At 67.2% G+C, this 19,151-nt stretch carries 20 protein-coding genes; 11 read left to right on the top strand and 9 right to left on the bottom strand.

Annotation, left to right across the window (positions count from 1 at the left end; genetic code table 11):
* The first annotated feature begins 63 nt into the window (after window positions 1–63).
* Together ACORQU_RS14835 and ACORQU_RS14830 are read left to right on the top strand one after the other, a co-directional pair.
* A complete protein-coding gene (locus ACORQU_RS14835; protein WP_491641865.1) occupies window positions 64–1,554 on the top strand; it encodes a M20 family metallopeptidase in 1,491 nt (496 codons plus the stop codon).
* A 119-nt stretch (window positions 1,555–1,673) separates the two neighbouring features.
* Window positions 1,674–1,958, top strand: a complete 285-nt coding sequence (locus ACORQU_RS14830; RefSeq protein ID WP_491641864.1) for a GlsB/YeaQ/YmgE family stress response membrane protein — start codon at window positions 1,674–1,676, stop codon at window positions 1,956–1,958.
* Window positions 1,959–2,039: 81 nt separating this feature from the next.
* Here ACORQU_RS14830 and ACORQU_RS14825 read toward each other — a convergent pair whose 3' ends face one another.
* Window positions 2,040–3,338 carry an MFS family transporter gene (locus ACORQU_RS14825; protein ID WP_491641863.1) on the bottom strand — a complete coding sequence of 433 codons (1,299 nt, stop codon included), beginning with the start codon at window positions 3,336–3,338 and terminating at the stop codon, window positions 2,040–2,042.
* Window positions 3,339–3,573: 235 nt separating this feature from the next.
* Window positions 3,574–4,983: a mannose-1-phosphate guanylyltransferase/mannose-6-phosphate isomerase gene (locus tag ACORQU_RS14820; RefSeq protein ID WP_491641862.1), complete on the bottom strand. Its 1,410-nt coding sequence runs from the start codon at window positions 4,981–4,983 to the stop codon at window positions 3,574–3,576.
* An 86-nt stretch (window positions 4,984–5,069) separates the two neighbouring features.
* Here ACORQU_RS14820 and ACORQU_RS14815 point away from each other — a divergent pair, with 86 nt between their 5' ends.
* Together ACORQU_RS14815 and murU are read left to right on the top strand one after the other, a co-directional pair.
* Window positions 5,070–6,086: an aminoglycoside phosphotransferase family protein gene (locus tag ACORQU_RS14815; RefSeq protein ID WP_491645140.1), complete on the top strand. Its 1,017-nt coding sequence runs from the start codon at window positions 5,070–5,072 to the stop codon at window positions 6,084–6,086.
* Window positions 6,083–6,826, top strand: coding sequence for an N-acetylmuramate alpha-1-phosphate uridylyltransferase MurU (murU, locus tag ACORQU_RS14810; RefSeq protein WP_491641861.1), 744 nt, complete (start codon window positions 6,083–6,085; stop codon window positions 6,824–6,826). Before ACORQU_RS14815 ends, murU begins: the two co-directional genes overlap by 4 nt.
* A 50-nt stretch (window positions 6,827–6,876) precedes the next feature.
* Here murU and hda read toward each other — a convergent pair whose 3' ends face one another.
* Genes hda through ACORQU_RS14795 form a run of 3 tightly spaced genes read right to left on the bottom strand, consistent with a single transcriptional unit; the run spans window position 6,877 to window position 9,822 of the window.
* Window positions 6,877–7,572 (bottom strand): DnaA regulatory inactivator Hda, encoded by a 696-nt coding sequence (gene hda, locus ACORQU_RS14805; RefSeq protein ID WP_491641859.1) that lies wholly within the window; start codon window positions 7,570–7,572, stop codon window positions 6,877–6,879.
* Entirely contained in the window at window positions 7,569–8,720 is a 1,152-nt protein-coding gene (locus tag ACORQU_RS14800) for an AI-2E family transporter (protein WP_271648721.1), read from the bottom strand. Before ACORQU_RS14800 ends, hda begins: the two co-directional genes overlap by 4 nt.
* A gap of 31 nt (window positions 8,721–8,751) precedes the next feature.
* On the bottom strand, window positions 8,752–9,822 hold the full coding sequence (locus tag ACORQU_RS14795; protein WP_271646428.1) for a DUF2066 domain-containing protein: 1,071 nt from the start codon (window positions 9,820–9,822) through the stop codon (window positions 8,752–8,754).
* A gap of 142 nt (window positions 9,823–9,964) precedes the next feature.
* Between ACORQU_RS14795 and purM the strand changes: the two genes are divergently transcribed.
* The 4 genes from purM to ACORQU_RS14775 are packed head-to-tail and all read left to right on the top strand — an operon-like array spanning window position 9,965 to window position 13,230.
* Window positions 9,965–11,032, top strand: a complete 1,068-nt coding sequence (gene purM / locus ACORQU_RS14790; protein ID WP_491641858.1) for a phosphoribosylformylglycinamidine cyclo-ligase — start codon at window positions 9,965–9,967, stop codon at window positions 11,030–11,032.
* Between the two features lie 34 nt (window positions 11,033–11,066).
* Window positions 11,067–11,759 carry a phosphoribosylglycinamide formyltransferase gene (gene purN / locus ACORQU_RS14785; RefSeq protein ID WP_491641857.1) on the top strand — a complete coding sequence of 231 codons (693 nt, stop codon included), beginning with the start codon at window positions 11,067–11,069 and terminating at the stop codon, window positions 11,757–11,759.
* A complete protein-coding gene (locus ACORQU_RS14780) occupies window positions 11,759–12,538 on the top strand; it encodes a DUF3108 domain-containing protein (RefSeq protein WP_491641855.1) in 780 nt (259 codons plus the stop codon). Before purN ends, ACORQU_RS14780 begins: the two co-directional genes overlap by 1 nt.
* A 2-nt stretch (window positions 12,539–12,540) precedes the next feature.
* Entirely contained in the window at window positions 12,541–13,230 is a 690-nt protein-coding gene (locus ACORQU_RS14775) for a DUF3108 domain-containing protein (RefSeq protein ID WP_491641853.1), read from the top strand.
* A gap of 50 nt (window positions 13,231–13,280) precedes the next feature.
* Here ACORQU_RS14775 and ACORQU_RS14770 read toward each other — a convergent pair whose 3' ends face one another.
* From ACORQU_RS14770 to ACORQU_RS14755, 4 genes are all read right to left on the bottom strand, one after another.
* Window positions 13,281–13,607 carry a hypothetical protein gene (locus ACORQU_RS14770; RefSeq protein ID WP_271646433.1) on the bottom strand — a complete coding sequence of 109 codons (327 nt, stop codon included), beginning with the start codon at window positions 13,605–13,607 and terminating at the stop codon, window positions 13,281–13,283.
* A 151-nt stretch (window positions 13,608–13,758) separates the two neighbouring features.
* Entirely contained in the window at window positions 13,759–15,180 is a 1,422-nt protein-coding gene (locus ACORQU_RS14765) for a carbohydrate-binding protein (protein WP_491641851.1), read from the bottom strand.
* A 205-nt stretch (window positions 15,181–15,385) separates the two neighbouring features.
* A complete protein-coding gene (murA, locus tag ACORQU_RS14760; RefSeq protein WP_491641850.1) occupies window positions 15,386–16,657 on the bottom strand; it encodes a UDP-N-acetylglucosamine 1-carboxyvinyltransferase in 1,272 nt (423 codons plus the stop codon).
* A gap of 36 nt (window positions 16,658–16,693) precedes the next feature.
* Window positions 16,694–16,924 carry a BolA family protein gene (locus tag ACORQU_RS14755; protein ID WP_271646436.1) on the bottom strand — a complete coding sequence of 77 codons (231 nt, stop codon included), beginning with the start codon at window positions 16,922–16,924 and terminating at the stop codon, window positions 16,694–16,696.
* A 53-nt stretch (window positions 16,925–16,977) separates the two neighbouring features.
* Between ACORQU_RS14755 and ACORQU_RS14750 the strand changes: the two genes are divergently transcribed.
* From ACORQU_RS14750 to lptC, 3 genes are read left to right on the top strand one after another with little or no spacing between them, the layout of a single operon-like run.
* Complete coding sequence (locus ACORQU_RS14750) at window positions 16,978–17,985, top strand: KpsF/GutQ family sugar-phosphate isomerase (RefSeq protein ID WP_491641849.1); 1,008 nt, start codon at window positions 16,978–16,980, stop codon at window positions 17,983–17,985.
* A gap of 49 nt (window positions 17,986–18,034) precedes the next feature.
* A complete protein-coding gene (locus ACORQU_RS14745) occupies window positions 18,035–18,583 on the top strand; it encodes a KdsC family phosphatase (protein WP_491641848.1) in 549 nt (182 codons plus the stop codon).
* On the top strand, window positions 18,580–19,140 hold the full coding sequence (gene lptC, locus ACORQU_RS14740; RefSeq protein WP_491641847.1) for an LPS export ABC transporter periplasmic protein LptC: 561 nt from the start codon (window positions 18,580–18,582) through the stop codon (window positions 19,138–19,140). Before ACORQU_RS14745 ends, lptC begins: the two co-directional genes overlap by 4 nt.
* Window positions 19,141–19,151 lie beyond the last annotated feature (11 nt).

Raw genomic sequence — 19,151 nt, 5'->3', positions numbered from 1 at the left:
GCCAATGTCCTGCCCAGAGGGCGGGCGTAAAATGGCCTCCTATTTCCCGCTTCAGGATTTCCCATGGACAGCGCACGCCTTGATCAGTTTGTCGACGGACTGTGGGACGAGCAGATCGTTCCGCAACTGGTCGATTACATCCGCATTCCCAACAAATCGCCGATGTTCGACGCCGACTGGGTCAAGCACGGCTACATGGACCAGGCCGTGCGCCTGATGGAATCCTGGGCCCGTGCGCAGCCGATCAAGGACCTGCAGGTCGAGGTGGTGCAACTGGAAGGGCGCACGCCATTGATCTACCTTGAGATTCCAGCCTCGGGCGCCGACACCGGCGAGGACTGCATCCTGCTCTATGGGCATCTGGACAAGCAGCCGGAGATGACCGGTTGGGACGATGACCTGGGCCCCTGGATGCCGGTGATCAAGGGGGACAAGCTCTACGGGCGCGGCGGCGCGGACGATGGCTATGCGATCTTCGGCTCGCTGGCCGCGGTCATGGCGCTGCAGGCGCAGGGCCTGCCACATGCACGCTGCGTGGTGCTGATCGAAGCCTGTGAGGAATCAGGCAGCTACGACCTGCCCGCCTATGTCGATCACCTGGCCGAGCGCATCGGCAAGCCGTCGCTGGTGGTCTGTCTGGACTCGGGCTGTGGCAACTACGAGCAGCTATGGTGCACGACCTCGCTACGTGGGCTGGCCGGCGGCAACCTCACGGTCAAGGTGCTCAGCGAAGGCGTGCACTCCGGCGATGCTTCCGGCGTGGTGCCCTCCAGCTTCCGCCTGCTGCGCCAATTGCTCTCGCGCCTGGAGGACGAAGACACCGGCCGGATCGTGATCGAAGACCTGCACGTGGAAATCCCGGCCGAGCGCCTGGAGCAGGCCGCCAAGGTGGCCGAAGTCCTGGGCGATGAAGTCTTCACCAAGTTCCCGTTCCTGCCCGGCATGTCCCCGATGAACCCGGAACGCACCGAACTGGTCCTCAACCGGACCTGGCGACCGGCCCTGTCGGTGACCGGCGTGGACGGCATGCCGCCGCTGGCCTCGGCCGGCAACGTGCTGCGCCCACATACGGCGGTCAAGCTCTCGCTGCGCCTGCCCCCGACACTGGACGGCAAGCGCGCCGGCGAAATCCTCAAGGACGTGCTGCTGCGCGACCCGCCCAACGGCGCCAAGGTGGAGCTGACCCTGGAGAAATCATCTTCGGGCTGGAACGCACCGGCGCAGGCGCCCTGGCTGAGCGAGGCTATCGAAGCCGCCTCGCAGGCGGCCTTTGGCAAGCCGGCGATGTACATGGGCGAAGGCGGCTCGATCCCGTTCATGGGCATGCTGGGCGAGAAGTTCCCCGGCGCGCAGTTCATGATCACCGGCGTGCTGGGCCCGCACTCCAACGCGCATGGCCCCAACGAATTCCTGCACATTCCCATGGGCAAGCGCGTGACCGCCTGCGTGTCGCACGTGATCCACGCCCACCACGCCGCCAGCGTGGCAGGCCTGACCACCGGTGTGGCGGCGGCGGCCAGCACCCAGGAGCGCGGGGAACACGGCTGCTGCTGAGTCCGACAGCAACCGAGGAATGACGAACACGGCCGCCGCCAGCGCGGCCGTTTTCACATCCCGCAGGCGCCGCGCTGGGCACCCTCCGCCTCGGTGACACCGGAAGGAGAACGCGACAGATGGATTCCCTCTTCGGCAGCGACAGCTGGCTCTACATCATCCTGGTGGGCTTCGTCGTTGGCCTGCTCGCGCGCGTGATCACGCCGCACAACGCCCGCATGGGCTGCCTGCTGACCATCCTGCTCGGCATCGCCGGCGCGGTGCTGGCAGGATGGTTTGGCCGCAGCATGGGCTGGTATGCGCCAGGCGAACCGGCCGGCTTTATCGGGGCGCTGATCGGCGCGGTGGTGATCCTGGGACTGACCAGCCTGTTCACCCGCCCCATCCGCACTGGCAGGCGCTGACGCAACGAGGGCGTATACACAAAGACAAAGGGGCCATCCCTGACGGATGGCCCCTCGTTCGCTTGCTTGACCGCGCGATCGCTAGTGATCGTTGTGCAGATAGGACGGGGTCTTGGGCAGGCGCAGACTGACCAGGAAGGCAATCAGCATCATCACAGTGACATAGACGAAAAACCCACTCTCGTGGCCCAGGTCCTTGAACTGCAGGCCGACATATTCGGCCGAGCCACCGAAGATCGCGTTGGCCACCGCATAGGACAGTCCCACCCCCAGCGCACGCACTTCCGGCGGGAACATCTCGGCCTTCACCAACCCGCTGATGGAGGTGTAGAAACTCACGATCGCCAGCGCCAGCACGATCAGCGCAAAGGCCACCACCGGGCTGTGGGTGCCCTTGATCACCGCCAGGATCGGATAGGTCGCCAGCGTGCCGAGCCCACCGAACAGCATCATCGAATTCCGGCGCCCGATGCGGTCGGCGATCATGCCGAACAGCGGCTGCATGCACATGTAGAGAAACAGCGCGCCGGTCATCACCAGGCTGGCGGTCTTGGCCTCCAGCCCGGTGGTGTTGACCAGGTACTTCTGCATGTAGGTGGTGAAGGTATAGAAAATCAGCGAGCCACCGGCGGTGTAACCCAGCACGGTGAAGAAGGCGCCCTTGTGATGGCGGAACAGGCTGCGCAGGGTGCCGGCCTCCTTGTTGTCGCGGTCCTCGGCGCGGCTGGTCTCGTGCAGCGAGCGGCGCAGCATCAGCGACACGACCGCGGCGATAGCGCCCACCACGAACGGCACCCGCCAGCCCCAGGCCTTCAATTCGGCCTCGCTAAGGAATTGCTCCATGATCACCACCGTCAACACCGCCAGCAGCTGGCCGCCGATGAGCGTGACGTACTGGAAGGAAGCAAAGAATCCGCGTTGGCCACGCAGAGCGACTTCGCTCATGTAGGTGGCGGTGGTGCCGTACTCGCCGCCGACCGACAGTCCCTGGAACATGCGGATGACCAGCAGCAGGATCGGCGCGGCCACCCCGATGCTTGCGTAGGTCGGCAACACCGCGATGCCCAGGGACCCGGCGCACATCATCAGCACCGAGATCAGCATCGCGCGCTTGCGGCCCAGCCGGTCGGCGATGCGCCCGAACATCCAGCCGCCAATGGGTCGCATCAGGAAGCCGATCGCGAACACGCCGGCGGTCTTGAGGTACTGCACGGTGCTGTCGCCACCGGGAAAGAACGCGCTTGCGAAGTACAGCGATGCGAAGGCGTAGACGTAGAAGTCGAACCATTCGACCAGGTTGCCGGAGGACGCGCCGATGATGGCGAAGACGCGCTTGCGCTTCTCCTCGGCCGAGTAATGCGGATGGGACGTTGCAGTCATACAGTGCCTCGTGGGGGTGTTGCAGGAAGCGACGCTCGCGGCAGCCAACGCCCGTTTTGCGCCATGCCTGGCTGAGAAATGCGCGCATGATCGAGCGCGCTGGGTGAGCGCGCCGCGACGATGGGCAGCGTAAACGTCGAAGGCCCGCCAATTGGCGGGCCTTCGACCATCAGGTGATTCGATCTTCGGAAATTCCGGGCGATGTTCGCACATCGCCACGGACATTCTTCGCGGATCAGCCCCCGGCGCGGCCGTACTGGTCCTCGAAGCGCACGATGTCGTCCTCGCCCAGGTAGCTGCCGGACTGCACTTCGATCAGCTCAAGTGGCAGGCGCCCGGGGTTCTTCAGGCGATGCGTCACGCCCAGCGGGATGTAGGTGCTTTGGTTCTCGGTCAGCAGGATGACCTCATCGCCGCGCGTCACCTCGGCGGTGCCACTGACGACGATCCAATGCTCGGCACGGTGGTGGTGCATCTGCAGGCTCAGCGTTGCACCGGGATTGACCGTGATGCGCTTGACCTGGAAGCGCGCGCCCATGTCGATCGAATCGTAGGCGCCCCAGGGACGATAGACCTTGCGATGTAGGACCGCCTGACTGCGCTGGTCATGCTTGAGCTGGGCCACGACCTTCTTGACGTCCTGCACGCGGTCCTTCTTGGCCACCAGGATGGAATCGTCGGTCTCGACCACGACCACGTCATCCAGGCCCACCAGCGCGACCAGGCTTTCGGCGTAGACATAGCTGTTGTGCGTGTCGATGGTGATGACATCGCCTTCGCAGGCGTTGCCATTGTCGTCCTTGTCGGTCACGTCCCACAGCGCCGACCAGGAGCCGACGTCGTTCCAGCCAACGTCCAGCGGGAGCACCTTGGCATCGGCGGTCTTTTCCATCACCGCGTAGTCGATCGAATCGGACGGCGAGGCAGTGAAGGCCTCCTTGTCCAGGCGGATGAAATCGCCATCGCGCTTGGCCTGCTCCAGCGAGGCCCTGACCGCGGCCACCATCTCCGGGTTGAACTTCTGCAGTTCTTCGATGTAGCGGCTGGCCTTGAACAGGAACATGCCGCTGTTCCAGTAATAGCCGCCCTCGGCCAGGTACTTGGCCGCCGTCTCTGCATCGGGTTTCTCGACGAAGCGCTGCACCGGCTGGACGCCGGTGCCACTGGCCGCCTGGATGTAACCGAAGCCGGTTTCCGGATGGCTGGGCACCACGCCGAAGGTCACCAGCGCGCCGGACTCTGCCTCAGGGGAGGCCTGCTCCACTGCATTGCGGAAGGCCTCCGGATTGGTGATCACGTGGTCCGAAGGCAGCACCAGCAGCAGCGGATCCTCGCCGTCCTCCAGCGCGCACAGCGCGGCGGCGGCGATGGCCGGTGCAGTATTGCGCCCGACCGGTTCGAGCAGGATGCGCGGCTGCGGTGCGCGGATCTCGCGCAGTTGCTCGGCCACCAGGAAGCGGTGGTCCTCGTTGGCTACCACCAACGGCGGCAGCGAGGTCAGCGGCTCCACCCGGCGCCACGTCGCTTGCACCATGGTGTCCTCGCCGCCCAGCGGCAGGAACTGTTTTGGATAGGCCTCGCGCGACAGCGGCCACAGGCGTGTACCGGAGCCGCCCGAGAGCAGCACGGGTTGAAGCTTCGTCATGTTCAGGAATCTCTCGCGTGGGGGGATGCGACTGCGCAGTGTACCCTGCGCACCCGAACCTTAATGCGACATGGCGCATGAACAACATGTCATTCCCCCCGCCAGACAGCGCGCGCCAGGCGCAGCGACTGGCCTGGGCGCGCGGTGCGCTGGATGCATCGGACGCCGGTCTGATCCGCGCCAGCATCGACGCAGGCCAGCGCAGCTACTGGCGCACCACCGGGTCCCCCACATCCCGCATCGTGATGGATTCCCCGCCGGGCCTGGAGGATGTCCGGCCATGGCTGCACTGGCACGCGGTGCTCGATGCCGGCGGCGTGCGCGTGCCGCAGATCCTCTCCCGTGACGTGGAGGCCGGTTTACTGCTGCTGGAAGACCTTGGCCAACCGACGCTGGCCCAGCGCCTGGCTGCCGATCCGGCCGATGCCGACGTGTGGTTCGACGCGGCCATCGACCAGTTGCTGCGCCTGCAGACGATCACACCGCCAGAGGGCACCGGCGTCTTTGGCGAGGCCCTTCTGCAACGGGATGCGGGACTGTTCGAGGAATGGTTCCTTGGCCGGCATCTGGGCCTCACCCTGGACTGCGCGACCAGCGATGGTCTGGAGCTGGTGCAGCGGCGCCTGATGGACAACGCGCTGTCCCAGGCCAAGGTGTTGACCCACCGCGATTTCATGCCGCGCAACCTCATGCCCGTAACGCCGGGACCGGCCGTGCTGGATTTCCAGGACTGCGTCTGGGGCCCGGTGGCCTACGACGCGGTCAGCATGCTCAAGGACGCCTTCCTGAGCTGGCCGCTGGCGCGCGCCGACGGCTGGCTGCTGCGCTACCACGCGCGCGCCGTGGAGGCCGGCGTTCCCGTGCCGGCCTCGCCGGAGGTCTTCCTGCGCGATGCGGACTGGATGGGGATCCAGCGTCATCTGAAGATCCTGGGCATCTTCTGCCGGCTGCACTATCGCGACGGCAAATCGCAGTACCTGCCGGATCTGCCACGCTTCATCGCCTACTTGGACGAAGTGCTGCCGCGACACCCCCAGCTCGCCCCGCTGCAGGCGCTGCTGGACACACAGATCCGCCCCGCCCTGGAGCGCCGTCCCGCATGAAGGCGCTGGTGTTTTCCGCCGGGCTGGGCGAACGCATGCGGCCACTGACCGACACCACGCCCAAGCCTCTGCTGCAGGTCGGGGGTCAGCCCCTGATCGCCTGGCACCTGCGCAAGCTGGCGGCGATGGGCATCACCGAGGTGGTGATCAATCTGAGCTGGCTGGCCGAGCAGTTCCCGCAGGTCCTGGGCGACGGCAGCGACTACGGCGTGCGCATCGCCTGGTCGCACGAAGGCCCGGTGCCCCTGGAAACCGGCGGCGGCATGCTGCACGCCCTTCCGCTGCTGGGCCACGCGCCCTTTCTGGCGGTCAATGGCGATGTCTGGACCGACCTGGACTTCGCCACGCTGCCGCGCGAACCGGCCGGCGAAGCGCACCTAGTGATGATCGACAACCCGCCGCACCACCCCCGCGGGGATTTCCATTTCGAAACCGGCGACCGGCTGCTGCCCCGCAGCGACGGCGCGGCGAACTTCACCTATTCCGGGATCGGGGTCTATCGTCCCAGCCTGCTGCGCGACTGGCACAAGGTCTTCGAGGCCAGCACCAGTCCAGGCCTGGACGGACAGCCGCCGCGCTTCCCCCTGGCCCCCCTGCTGCGCGCGGCCATGCAGCGCGGCGCGGTCAGCGGCCAGCATCACCGTGGACGCTGGACCGATGTCGGCACGCCACAGCGCCTGGCCGAACTCGACATGCAATTGGCTTCGGAGACCGGCGACAGGGTCACGCCGCCGGGCTGATCCTGACCGCTTCCCCGCCAGGACGACGAACACGCCGAGCCCTGAAGGGCTCAGCCCTCGGCGAGCACCTGGCGCAGGAACGGGACGGTGACCCGCCGCTGGGCGGCCAGCGAGGCACGATCCAGGCGTTGCACCAGGTCGACCAGCTGGGCGGCTTCGCGCGGGGTGCGGGTCAGCATCCAGTCGACTGCGGCGTCTTCCAGCACGAGCCCGCGACGCGATGCACGGTCGCGCAGGAGGGCCGCGCGGCCCGCATCGTCCAACGGGCGCAACACGATGCGCGCGCATTGGGACAGGCGCGAACGCAGGTCCGGCAGCAGCAGACCGATCGCATCGGGGAGGTCGGCAGCGGTGTAGAGCAGGCCGATCCCGGCACTCCGGGCACGATTGTGAAAATCGAACAGGGCGACCTCATCGGCGCGCTCACCGGCCACGGCTTCCAGGCCATCGAGCACCACCAGGGCGTTGCCTTCCAGTCCATCGAGCGCCTGTTGGAGACGACCGCGTGCCGCCTGCAGTGGCAGGTAGGCCGCCGCGCGCCCGACCTCGGCGGCTGCGGCGCAGGCCGCCAGCGCCAGATGGGTCTTGCCGGCACCGGCAGCCGCGGACAGATAGAGCCAGTCCGACTCCGGCGCCTGGGCCAGCGCCGCCACCTGCTCCAACGCGCCGGCCGGTGCGCCGATGAAACTGTCCAGGCGCTGGTCCGGCGGCGTGCGCAGGGCCAGGGGCAACTGTGGAACGGTCATGGCGTGTTCGCGTCGTCCACGGGTTCGGCCACGACCTGACCAGCATCGAGCAGGATCGTCGGCGTGCCGCCCGCGTAGAGCTGGCTGTGGGTATAGCGCTCGTGCGCATAGCGCAACAGCACGTTGACCACGGCGGCGATCGGCAGCGCCAGCAGCATGCCGAGGAAGCCGAACAGCTGCCCGCAGGCCAGCACCGCAAAGATCACGGCTACCGGATGCAGGCCAATGCGGTCGCCGACCAGCTTGGGCGTCAGCACATAGCTTTCGATTACCTGGCCAACGCCGAACACGATGGACACCAGCACCAGGTGCTTCCAGTCGCCGTACTGCATCAGCGCGGCGATCAGGCCCATGAGCACACCGCTGATCGGCCCCAGGTAGGGCACGAAGGTCAACAGGCCGGCGACGATGCCGATCAGGATGCCCAGATCCAGCCCCACCGCCCACAGGCCCGCGCCGTACAGCACGCCGAGGATGATCATCACCAGCAGCTGTCCGCGCAGGAAGCCGCTGAGCACCGCGCTGGACTCGGCCGCCAGCCGGCTGACCGTGCCGATGTGGTTACGCGGCACCATCGAGGCGACGCGGCCGACGATCAGGTCCCAGTCGCGCAGGAAGAAGAAGGCGATGACCGGGATCAGCACCAGGTTGGCCATCCAGCCAAACAGGGCGAAGCCCGAGCGCGAGACATAGCCCCACACCGTCTTGGCCACCCCGCCCGCGCGCTCCCAGTTGCTGCGCAGCAGCTCCCAGATGTGGCTGAAATCCAGGTAATCGGCGATGCGAACGCTGAACCTGTTCTCGATCCACGGCACGGCGGTGTCGTAGAACCACTGCTGGTAGCGCGGCAGCGAGCGGACCAGCGTTGCCACCTGGTCCTGGATGGTCGGCACCAGCAGCAGCATCACCACCACCACCGCCAGGGTCATCACGCAGAACACCACTACCACCGAGGTGTTGCGCGACCAGCCGCGTTCCTCGAGCCGGTCCACGAGCGGATCGCCCATCCAGCCCAGGATCGCCGCGCAGGCGAACGGGGTGAGCACCGGCGAGAGCAGCCACATCAGCCACACCACGGCCACGCCGAGCGCCACCCACTGCAGGCGGCGCAGGAACTGGGCGATTTCCTGCTGCGGGTCTTCGATGATCATCTGGGTACCGTCCTGGTCGCGCGAGGGCTTACTTGATGTAGAACACCGGTGGGTCGCCGTCGCCGCCGACCACCGGGCCGTCATCGCCCAGCATGCGCTTGAGCCCGTCGATGCCGCTCAGCAGGTCCAGGTCGACCTCCATCCGATCCCCATCCACGCGCACCGGCGCGATACGCCGCACCACCGGCGCCTGCTGCAGCGCAGCCGACAGCCGCAGGTAGTCCTCGGTGCTGCGGATGCCGGCGAACACCACCCGATAGGTACCCGCCTGTCCACCCACCGCCTGCTTGGCATAGCGCTTGACCAGCGCATCGGCGGCGCCGTCGGCACCGCTGGCCATCGCCTGCCGCGCATCGGCGTTGTCGGCCGACCAGGTCGCCAGGACCTTGCCGTTATCGACGAAATTCCAGTCGGCGACCCAGCCGGACTTGCCCCGGTAGAGCTTGCCGATCAGCTGCATCGGCGGCGCATAGCGCGCCGAGGCCCGCGCCACCGCCGCGGTATCCCCACGCCCGATGGCGCCGACCAGCGCCGTCTCGGCCGCCGTCCCCTGTGGCAGTCCCAGCCTGAAGCCACGATCCACGGCCCGATCCAGCAGCGAGCGCACCGCGGCCGACTCCTTGACCGTCACCAGGCGCGGGCCGCTGCCATCGTCGATGGACAGCCATACCACCGGCTTGGGCCGCGGCTGCGGCCACACCGACAGTCCCAGGACGCTGGCCAGCACATCGACCTTCTGCTGATCGAAGCGCACCACCAGGGTGGTCCGGAAGGTCGGCGCGCCGCTGGCCGAGGTGCCCTGGTCCTGGCGATAGTCGTAACTTTCGACGTAATCCTTCGCATCGCGCAGGCCGGCGGCCACGCCCGGGCGCGAGATGGCCCCGGCATCGCCACTGACCTTGGCCAGCACCTGGCCCAGGGCGCGGGAGAACCCGCCATTACGGTCCGCCTCGCCCTGGCTGGCGACCGTCGCCTCGGCCTCGTACAGGCCCTGGGCCTTGGCGACGTCGCCCTCGGTCCGCAGGCCGTCCTGCGCCGAGGCGGCAAACGCGCAGAAAAAGAGAAAAACGGCGGCGGCGAAAGCGGGGAGACGGCGCATCGAGCGTCCTGTAGTCGGCAAATCCGGGGGAATTGTTGCCCGAATGGCCCATCGCCGCCAGCACGGGACGTTCACGCGGGCAGCGAAGCGACCCACGCATCCCTTAAAATGCGCGCCCGACCTTCTTTCACCGGCCCGCCTCGTGACCCAGTCCAACCCGCCCGCCTCCACGCCCCTGACCTACCGCGACGCGGGAGTGGACATCGATGCCGGCAACGAAGTGGTCGAGCGCATCAAGCCCCTGGTCAAGCGCAGCTTCCGCCCGGAAGTGATGGGCGGCCTGGGCGGCTTCGGCGCGCTGTTCAACCTGTCGGGCAAGTACGCCGAGCCGGTGCTGGTCTCCGGCACCGACGGGGTGGGCACCAAGCTCAAGCTGGCCCAGCAGTTGGATCGCCACGACACGATCGGCATCGACCTGGTCGGCATGTGCGTGAACGACGTGCTGGTCCAGGGCGCCGAGCCACTGTTCTTCCTCGACTACTTCGCCACCGGCAAGCTGGACGTGGAGACCACCGTGGCCGTGGTCGGCGGCATCGCCAGAGGCTGCGAACTGTCCGGCTGCGCCCTGATCGGTGGCGAGACCGCCGAGATGCCCGACATGTACGCCCCGGGCGACTACGACCTGGCCGGCTTCACCGTGGGCGCGGTCGAAAAGGCCGACATGCTCGACGGCAGCGCGGTGAGCGAGGGAGACGTGCTGATCGGCCTGGCCTCTTCGGGCGCGCATTCCAACGGCTATTCGCTGATCCGCCGCATCTACGACCGCGCCGGCCGGCCGGGCACGCTGGACATCGGCGGGGTCAGCCTGGAAGACGCGCTGATGGCGCCCACCACCCTGTACGTCAAGCCGGTGCTGGAGTTGCTGCGCACGCACGGCGCCGGGACCGGCAAGCCGATCCACGCCATGGCCCACATCACCGGCGGCGGCCTGACCGAAAACATCATCCGCGTGGTCCCTGAAGGCCTGGGCCTGGACATCGATGCCTCTTCCTGGCCCCTGCCGCCGCTGTTCCAGTGGCTGCAGCGCGAAGGCGCGGTCGCCGATGCGGAAATGTGGCGCACCTTCAACTGTGGGATCGGCTTCGTCCTGATCGCCGATCCGTCGAGCGTGGCGGCGTTGGAGGCCAGCCTGCAGGCCGCCGGCATCGGGCACTGGCAGATCGGCAAGGTCGTCCAGGCCGGCACCGGCGAGCGCGTGCGGATCGGCTGAGTCGCTGCTTGCCTAACCGCTTCTTCCTCCAGGCATGGCAGGCCCTGCACACGTGAGCCATCCGCGCATCGCCGTGCTGGCCTCCGGCCGTGGCAGCAACCTGCAGGCGATCCTCGATGCGATCGCCTCCGGGGCGCTGCGGGCGCGACTGGCCGGGGTGTTTTCCGATCGCCCGCAGGCTGCGGCCCTGCACCGCGTGCCGGCGGCACTTCGCTGGAGCGCCAAGCCGGCCAGCTTCGAAAGCCGCGACGCTTACGAGCAGGCCCTCGGCGATGCCATCGCCGCCTCCGGCGCCGACTGGATCGTCTGCGCCGGCTACATGCGGATCCTGGGCGATGCCCTGATCCAGCGCTTCGCCGGACGCATGCTCAACATCCACCCTTCCCTTTTGCCGCGCCACCGGGGGCTGGGGACCCATGCCGCCGCGCTCGCCGCCGGCGATGACGAACACGGCTGCAGCGTGCATTTCGTCATCCCTGAACTGGATGCCGGTACGGTCATCGCGCAGGCGCGCCTGGCCATCGCGCCCGGGGAAACCCCCGAGCGCCTGGCGCAGCGTGTGCTGGCGCTGGAACATCTGCTGCTGCCGGCGACGCTGCAGCTGGCGGTTTCCGGACGCCTTGCTGAACGTGGCGGCACGGCCCTTGTCGATGGTCAGCCGATGTTTACGCCGCTGACACTAGATTCCACCAATGGGCTCGCGCCCCTTCCTCGACCGATTCCGTGATGACCAAGCTGTTGAGCGGCCTCGTGTTCCTTGCCTGCGCCGCACCCGCCTTTGCTCAGCAAGCCCCTGCCAGCCCTTCCCCGGCCACGCCTGTCGAGGTCGGGGCCACGCCATGGAAGCTGGAGCCGTTCACCGCGACCTATGAGGCCTGGTACAAGGGCAAGCGCGCCGGCGATGCAACGCTGCAGGTCGTCCATAAGGCCGGCAACCAGTGGCGCATGGACCTGGAGATTCATGGCGATCGTGGCGTGGCCAGTCTGCTGCGGCTCAACATCCAGCAAAGCACCGTCTTCGATGTCACCGAGCTGCCCACCACCACCGTGCTGCGCCCGCTCAGTCAGAGCACGGTGCGCAAGGCCATCTTCGGCGACAAGGAGATGACCGGTGCGTATGACTGGTGGAAGAATCAGGCGACCTGGACCGGCAAGATCGATCCGGACCGTCAGGCACCCGTACCGCTGCAGCAGGGCGACATGAGCTCGCTCCTGCTGGATCTGGCCATCATGCGTGACGCCCGCCCCGGCGCGGCGCTCGATTACCGCGTCGTCGACAATGGGCGCGCCAAGGAATACACCTACAAGGTCGCCGCAGACACCGAGATCGTGCCGGTGGGCGAACTGAGTTATGACGCTATGCGCGTCGAACGCACCAATGCCGGCGACCGCGAGCAGGTGTTCTGGGTTGCCAGCGGCGTGCCCACGCCGGTCCGCATGCTCCAACGCAATGATGGCGAGGATGCCATCGACCTTCGCCTCATCGACTACCAGGGAGTGCAATGACCATGAACCCCGCCATCTCGCGTCCACTCCAGGCCCTCGCCGCCACTACCGTGCTGGCGCTGACCGCCGTGCCCGCCTTTGCCATGGACGCCTTCACCGCGACCTACCAGGCCAGCGCCATGGGCATGCAGGGCAATGGACAGATGACCCTGGCGCCGCAGGGCGCCGGCAAGTGGAAGTACGACATGTCCGTGCGCAACCAGCTGGTCAACCTCAGCCAGTCCACCACGTTCGAGGAAAAGAATGGCCAGCTGCGCCCGCTGACGTCCAGCGATTCGTCGGTGGTCCTGGTCAAGAGCAAGTCGGTCAAGACCAACTACAACTGGGACAGCAAGCAGGCGACCTGGAGTGGCGACATCAAGGACAACCGCAAGGGACCGGTGCCGCTGCAACAGGGCGACATGGACGCCTTGCTGATCAACCTGGCCATCGTGCGCGATGTGCACGCGGGCAAGCCGCTGCGCTATCGCATGCTGGAGAACGGCAAGGCGCGCACGCTGAGCTACCAGATGGATGGCAAGGAAACCATCAACATCGCCGGCAAGCAGGTCACCGCCACCAAGGTCAGCCAGGCCGATGGCGACAAGCAGATGATCGTCTGGGTGGTGCCGGACATGCCCGTGCCGGCGCGTATCCTGCAACGCGAGGACGGTCGGGATTCCTACGAGCTGACCCTGACCTCGTTCAGATAGCGCGCGCGGCCGCCATTCAATGAAAAACGCCGGGCAATGCCCGGCGTTTTTCATTCCTTTTTTTCCGCCTCGGCCGGCTGCACCTCGGTCCGGCACTCGACCCGGATTTCCTTGCCGCTGCCGCGCCAACGGTAGGTGGTGCAGGTGCGGTTGCCGTCGACCTGCTTGTCGGCCACCACCGCGTAGTACGCCTGGGCAATCTCCATCCCGGTGACCTGGCCATCGCCATCCCAGTCCATATCCTTGGTCTGGATGCCGCTCAGGCCGGCCGCGCCGATCCAGCCCATCCACGTCACCGCCAGCAGCGCGATCACCAGCAGGACGATCAGCGCCCGCCGCCGGCGCGAGACATGCAGTCGCGAGCGCAGCGTGCTCATGCGCCTGCTCTGCGTGGTGACGATGGAATCGATGGGAAACGGACCAGTGACATGCGAAGCACTCCAGAAACAGAATCGGCCGGCGCCCAGGAAGCGCCGACCGATATTCTAGAGCCTGCGCCTTACCGCGCGCGGCAAGCGCCGCTGCGGCTCACAGCCGGGTGATGCGGATCCAGTTGAGATTCCAGCCGCCCTGGGCCGCGTAGACGCCCAGGCTGTAGGTGCCCGCGGCGACGTTGACCGTCTGCGAGATCGTGGTCCAGTTCTGCCAGCCTCCGGTGGCCGGTACCTGAGCCTGGCCCAGCAGGATGCCGCCGGCATTGAGATCCAGCGACACCGTGCCGCCGGATGGACTGGCCACGCGATACTCGACGAGATAGTTACCCGTGGCCGGGAAGGTCACATCCCCGTAGGCCATCCAGTCGCCCTGGTCGATCCAGCCCACATTCAGCCCGCCCTCACTGCAGGCTTCGGTCTGCACGCCCTGCTGGGCGGTGAAGTCCTCCGCCTCGATGCCCTTCGACCACGCCTGGGACACGGGCGCGACCACGAGGGAGGAGGCCTTGTCGTTGAACCCGTCGGCCACCAGACAGGCAGTGTCCGCCGTCTTGGTCAGGCTGGGGCCGCCGAAGTTGTCGTCCTGGTACAAGGTGACCTGGTAACCGGCATTGACCCGCAGCGAGGACAGGTCGTCATTGCGCACACCACGCGCCTGCAGCTGCGACAAGGAATAGCGACCTTCCGGCAGGGCGACGCCGCTGCCGGCGTAGTTGCAGTCGCGATAGACGGTGGCTACGCCAGCCGGCGCGTCGCCCGCCGAGTACACCCGCACGTAGTCCACCGACATGGTGGCCGGCAGCTTGCTCTCATCGACCTCGAAGCCCGGCCAGTTGCCGCCGATGGCGAAGTTCAGCAGCAGGAAGAACGGACGATGGAATTCGTCGGTGCCGTTGACCGAGTTCTGGATGTTGGCTTCGTGGTACTTGGTCCCATCCACGTACCAGCGGATCGCATTGGCGTCCCACTCCACCGCGTACACATGCCAGTCGCCCACCGTGGTGGCCAGATTGCCGCCGTACTGGGCGTAGGTGTTGTTGGCATCGCTCCAGTGGATCGTGCCGTAGACACGGTTCTCGTCGTTGACGTGCTCCATCACGTCGATCTCGCCCGAGGCGGGCCACCCCACCTGCGGCAGATTGGCACCCAGCATCCAGAACGCCGGCCAGGCACCCTTGAAGGCCGGGAGCTTCATCCTTGCCTCGATGCGTCCGTAGCGGAAGCTCGCCAGATCCTGGGTCTTCATCCGCGCCGAGGTGTAACGGAATCCCCCCACGTCCTCGCGACGCGCGGTGATCACCAACGCCCCGTTCTGCACGCTTGCGTTGGCGCGCTGGTAGTACTCCAGTTCGTTGTTGCCCCAGCCACCCGATCCATTGCCGGTCTCGAACGTCCAGTCCGGCCCGATCGTGCCGTTGAACTCGTCGTTCCACACCAGTTGCCAGTTCTGCGCGTGCGCATTGGCGGCCAACAGCGTGGCCGACGCCAGCAGAATCCTCCATCCCAGTGCCTTCATGGCATCTCTCCTTGTCCCGGGCCGGCAAGGCGACGTGTGCCACCTGGCCCTCCCCGGGAGCCAGGACATCCACGGATCACACGACGGCTCCGCGCAGGCGGCCCATTGCTGCATGCCGGAGCGCGCCGACCTTACCCGAGGTCATTGCACGGACTGTTGCGCGTCGCAGCATCGCCTGCAGCGCATGGCCGCAGGCGGCGTGGACTCAGGACACGCGCTTGATCTGGGCGCCAAGCGCGCCGAGCTTGGCTTCGATGTTCTCGTAGCCGCGATCCAGGTGGTAGATCCGGTCGATGGTGGTCTCGCCCTGCGCCACCAGACCGGCCAGGATCAGCGAGGCCGAAGCACGCAGGTCGGTGGCCATCACCGGCGCACCGCTGAGTTCAGCCGAACCGCGCACGATGGCGGTGTGGCCCTCGACGCGAATGTCCGCGCCCAGGCGCAGCAACTCGTTGACGTGCATGAAGCGGTTCTCGAAGATCGTCTCGTTGATCACGCCCACGCCCTCGGCCACGCAATTGAGCGCCATGAACTGCGCCTGCATGTCGGTCGGGAACGCCGGATACGGCGCGGTGGTCAGGTCCACCGCCTTGGGACGCCGGCCCTGCATGTCCACGGTGATGCTGTCCTCGGTGGTCTCGACCTGCGCGCCCGCTTCCCTGAGCTTGTCCAGCACGGCCTCGAGCGTGTCGGCGCGGGCGCGACGCGCGGTGACTCTGCCGCCGGTCATGGCCGCGGCGACCAGGAAGGTCCCGGTCTCGATGCGGTCAGGCACCACGGCATGGGTGCCGCCTTCCAGGCGCTCGACGCCGTGGATGACGATGCGCGAGGTCCCGGCGCCTTCGATCTTCGCGCCCAGTGCGTTGAGGCACTCGGCCAGATCGGTGACTTCCGGCTCCATGGCCGCGTTTTCCAGGACAGTGGTGCCCTCGGCCAGCACGGCGGCCGCCATGACGTTCTCGGTGCCGGTCACGGTCACCATGTCGAACACGAAGCGCGTGCCCTTCAGCCGCGCGGCGCGCGCCTTGATGTAGCCGTTTTCCACGGTGATGTGGGCACCGAGGGCCTGCAGCCCCTTGATGTGCTGGTCCACGGGGCGTGAGCCGATGGCGCAGCCTCCGGGCAGCGAGACCACCGCCGCGCCATGGCGGGCCACCAGAGGCCCAAGCACCAGGATCGAGGCGCGCATGACCTTGACCAGTTCGTAGGGCGCCACGAACCGGCTCACCGTGGTCGGATCGACCGTGACCACGCGGCCATCGGCGCCCTGGCCTTCCTCGACCTCCACGCCCGCCCCCAGTTCGCCCAGCAGCTTGGTGGTGGTGACCACGTCGTGCAGGTTGGGCACGTTGCGGATGCGCACCGGGCCGTCGGCCAGCAGGGTCGCGCACAGGATGGGGAGCACGGCGTTCTTGGCGCCGGAGATGGTGACGTCGCCCTTGAGCGAGGCGCCACCGGTGACGATGATCTTCTGCATGGAGCTTGGGGTTTCCCTTCGGGCAGGACGCAGCGCTTAAGCGGCTTCGTCGGGGGTGACGGTCTTGAGTTGGAGCGCGTGGATCGCCCCGCCCATCAGTTCGCCCAGCGTGGCGTAGACCATGCGATGGCGTGCCAGCGGCAGTTTGCCCTGGAAGACCTCGCTGACGACGGTGGCCTCGAAATGCACGCCGTCATCGCCCTGCACGCGCGCCTGGGCGCCAGGCAGGCCCTTCTCGATGAGTTCACGGATGGTTTCGGCGTCCAACGGCCTTTCCTCCTAAAATGGCCGACCATTCTACGCCCACGGCACCTGACCCGATGCCTTCCACCGCGCAGTCAAGCGTTCCAGTCGACGATGCCGCCCTGGCTGCCAGCGGCCGTCGCGCCGTGCAGATCGAGGCCGAGGCCCTGCACGCGCTGGCCCAGCGCATCGATGGTCCGTTCTCGGCGGCCTGTCGGCTGATCCTGGCCGGGACAGGCCGGGTGGTGGCGATGGGCATGGGCAAGTCGGGCCATATCGCGCGCAAGATCGCCGCAACCCTGGCTTCCACCGGCACCCCGGCCTTTTACGTGCACCCGGCCGAGGCCGGCCACGGCGACCTGGGCATGATCACCGACGCGGACATCGTGCTGGCGGTGTCCTATTCGGGCGAGTCCGACGAGATCCTGATGCTGCTGCCGGTGCTCAAGCGGCAGGGCAATGCGGTCGTGGCGATGACCGGACGCCCGGCGTCCACCCTGGCCCGCGAAGCGGATGTGCATCTGGACGTCAGCGTGCCGGCCGAGGCCTGTCCGCTGCACCTGGCCCCGACCTCCAGCACCACCGCCACCCTGGCCATGGGCGACGCGCTGGCCGTGGCCCTGCTGGAGGCGCGCGGCTTTACCTCGGAGGATTTCGCCCGTTCCCATCCCGCCGGCAGCCTCGGGCGCCAGTTGCTGCTGCACATCGGCGATGTGATGCACGTGGGCGAGGAGATCCCCTGCGTGCCGCAGGACGCCACCCTGGCCCAGGCGCTGGTGGAAATGAGCCGCAAGCGCCTGGGCATGACCGCCGTGGTCGATGCTGGCAACGTCCTGCGCGGGATCTTCACCGACGGTGACCTGCGCCGGGCGCTGGACACGGCCGGGCTGGATATCCATGCCACGCGCATCGATCAGGTCATGACCCGCAACCCGGTGACCATCGGCGCGCAGGCGCTGGCGACCGAAGCGGCGCGGCTGCTGGAGACGCGCAACATCGGCTCGGGCTTGATCGTCGTCGACGCACGGAATCATGTCATCGGCGCGCTTAACATTCACGACCTGTTGCGAGCCCGCGTGGTGTAAGACCGGTTGCGCCGCGTTCCATCCCCCTTTCTTTCGCAAGTCCCGCAGGATGCATCTGAGCCATCTCCACAACATCACCGACGAGCTGCTGGAACGAGCCGCACGCGTGCGCCTGGCCTGCTTCGATGTCGACGGCACGCTGACCGACGGCGGGCTGTTCCTCGACGCCGACGGCCGCGAAGCCAAGACCTTCCACGTGCAGGACGGACTCGGCCTGGTCCTGCTGCGCCGCCACGGGATCGAGGTGGCGCTGGTGACCGCCCGCAGCGGCCAGGTCGTCGAGCACCGGGCGCGCGAGCTGGGCATCGGCGTGCATCAGGGCGTCAAGGACAAGCTGACAAAACTGCAAGCCCTGTGCGCCGAACGTGGCCTCGGCCTGGACCAGGTGCTCTTCATGGGCGACGACCTGGCCGACCTGACCAGCCTGCGCAACGTCGGCCTGGCGGTGGCGCCGGCCAATGTCCATCCCTGGGTCGCGCCCGCCGCCCACTGGACTACCCGCGCCGCCGGTGGCCGCGGCGCTGCACGCGAAGTCTGTGACCTGGTGCTGGCGGCCCAGGGTCACGTGGACAAGCTGCTGCAGGATGGGGCCGCGTGAGCTGGCGCGCCGCCTTGGGCTGGTGCCTGCTTGCGGGCGTGCTGGTGTTTGGCTGGCTGGCCTGGAACAACCGGCACAAGCCCGAAGCGGTCGCGGTGGACCCCAACAAATACGACTACATCATGCACGACTTCACCATGGTCGCCCTGGACAAGGAGGGCCAGGAGTCGGTCACGCTGGAGGCGCCGGAGATGCGACGGCTGGCCAGTGACGAGACCTACACCATCACCGACCCGACCTTTCTGATGCCCGACAAGGAGGGCGCGCACTGGAAGATGGTCAGCAAGACCGGCTGGGTCGCGGCCAAGGGCGAGAAGCTGCGCATGGAAGGCGACGTGGTCGGCACCAGTCCACCCGGCACGGCCTCGTCCACGTTCAAGACCACGCTGCTGGATATCTATCCGGATCAGCACCTGGCCTCGACCGACCGCGAGGTGGTCCTGACCCAACCCGGCGCCACCATGAGCGGCACGGGTTTTGAAATCGATTCGCAGACCCAACAATACAAGTTCAAGTCCAAGGTGAGATCGCGCTATGTCCCCAAATCTGCGCAGTAATGCAGGCCCGC

The organism is Pseudoxanthomonas sp. JC1303 (genome assembly GCF_058448525.1).
This window is presented reverse-complemented; position numbering and strand designations above follow the sequence as displayed.

Bases quoted from the DNA above. Each gene is read 5' to 3' on its own strand.
- ACORQU_RS14830 (WP_491641864.1), top strand. From the start codon at position 1,674: ATGGATTCCCTCTTCGGCAGCGACAGCTGGCTCTACATCATCCTGGTG.
- purN (WP_491641857.1), top strand. From the start codon at position 11,067: ATGGCAGGCCCTGCACACGTGAGCCATCCGCGCATCGCCGTGCTGGCC.
- ACORQU_RS14835 (WP_491641865.1), top strand. From the start codon at position 64: ATGGACAGCGCACGCCTTGATCAGTTTGTCGACGGACTGTGGGACGAG.
- ACORQU_RS14750 (WP_491641849.1), top strand. From the start codon at position 16,978: ATGCCTTCCACCGCGCAGTCAAGCGTTCCAGTCGACGATGCCGCCCTG.
- ACORQU_RS14765 (WP_491641851.1), bottom strand. From the start codon at position 15,180: ATGAAGGCACTGGGATGGAGGATTCTGCTGGCGTCGGCCACGCTGTTG.
- ACORQU_RS14775 (WP_491641853.1), top strand. From the start codon at position 12,541: ATGAACCCCGCCATCTCGCGTCCACTCCAGGCCCTCGCCGCCACTACC.
- hda (WP_491641859.1), bottom strand. From the start codon at position 7,572: ATGACCGTTCCACAGTTGCCCCTGGCCCTGCGCACGCCGCCGGACCAG.
- ACORQU_RS14745 (WP_491641848.1), top strand. From the start codon at position 18,035: ATGCATCTGAGCCATCTCCACAACATCACCGACGAGCTGCTGGAACGA.
- murU (WP_491641861.1), top strand. From the start codon at position 6,083: ATGAAGGCGCTGGTGTTTTCCGCCGGGCTGGGCGAACGCATGCGGCCA.
- ACORQU_RS14795 (WP_271646428.1), bottom strand. From the start codon at position 9,822: ATGCGCCGTCTCCCCGCTTTCGCCGCCGCCGTTTTTCTCTTTTTCTGC.
- ACORQU_RS14770 (WP_271646433.1), bottom strand. From the start codon at position 13,607: ATGAGCACGCTGCGCTCGCGACTGCATGTCTCGCGCCGGCGGCGGGCG.
- ACORQU_RS14815 (WP_491645140.1), top strand. From the start codon at position 5,070: ATGTCATTCCCCCCGCCAGACAGCGCGCGCCAGGCGCAGCGACTGGCC.
- ACORQU_RS14825 (WP_491641863.1), bottom strand. From the start codon at position 3,338: ATGACTGCAACGTCCCATCCGCATTACTCGGCCGAGGAGAAGCGCAAG.
- ACORQU_RS14780 (WP_491641855.1), top strand. From the start codon at position 11,759: ATGACCAAGCTGTTGAGCGGCCTCGTGTTCCTTGCCTGCGCCGCACCC.
- murA (WP_491641850.1), bottom strand. From the start codon at position 16,657: ATGCAGAAGATCATCGTCACCGGTGGCGCCTCGCTCAAGGGCGACGTC.
- ACORQU_RS14820 (WP_491641862.1), bottom strand. From the start codon at position 4,983: ATGACGAAGCTTCAACCCGTGCTGCTCTCGGGCGGCTCCGGTACACGC.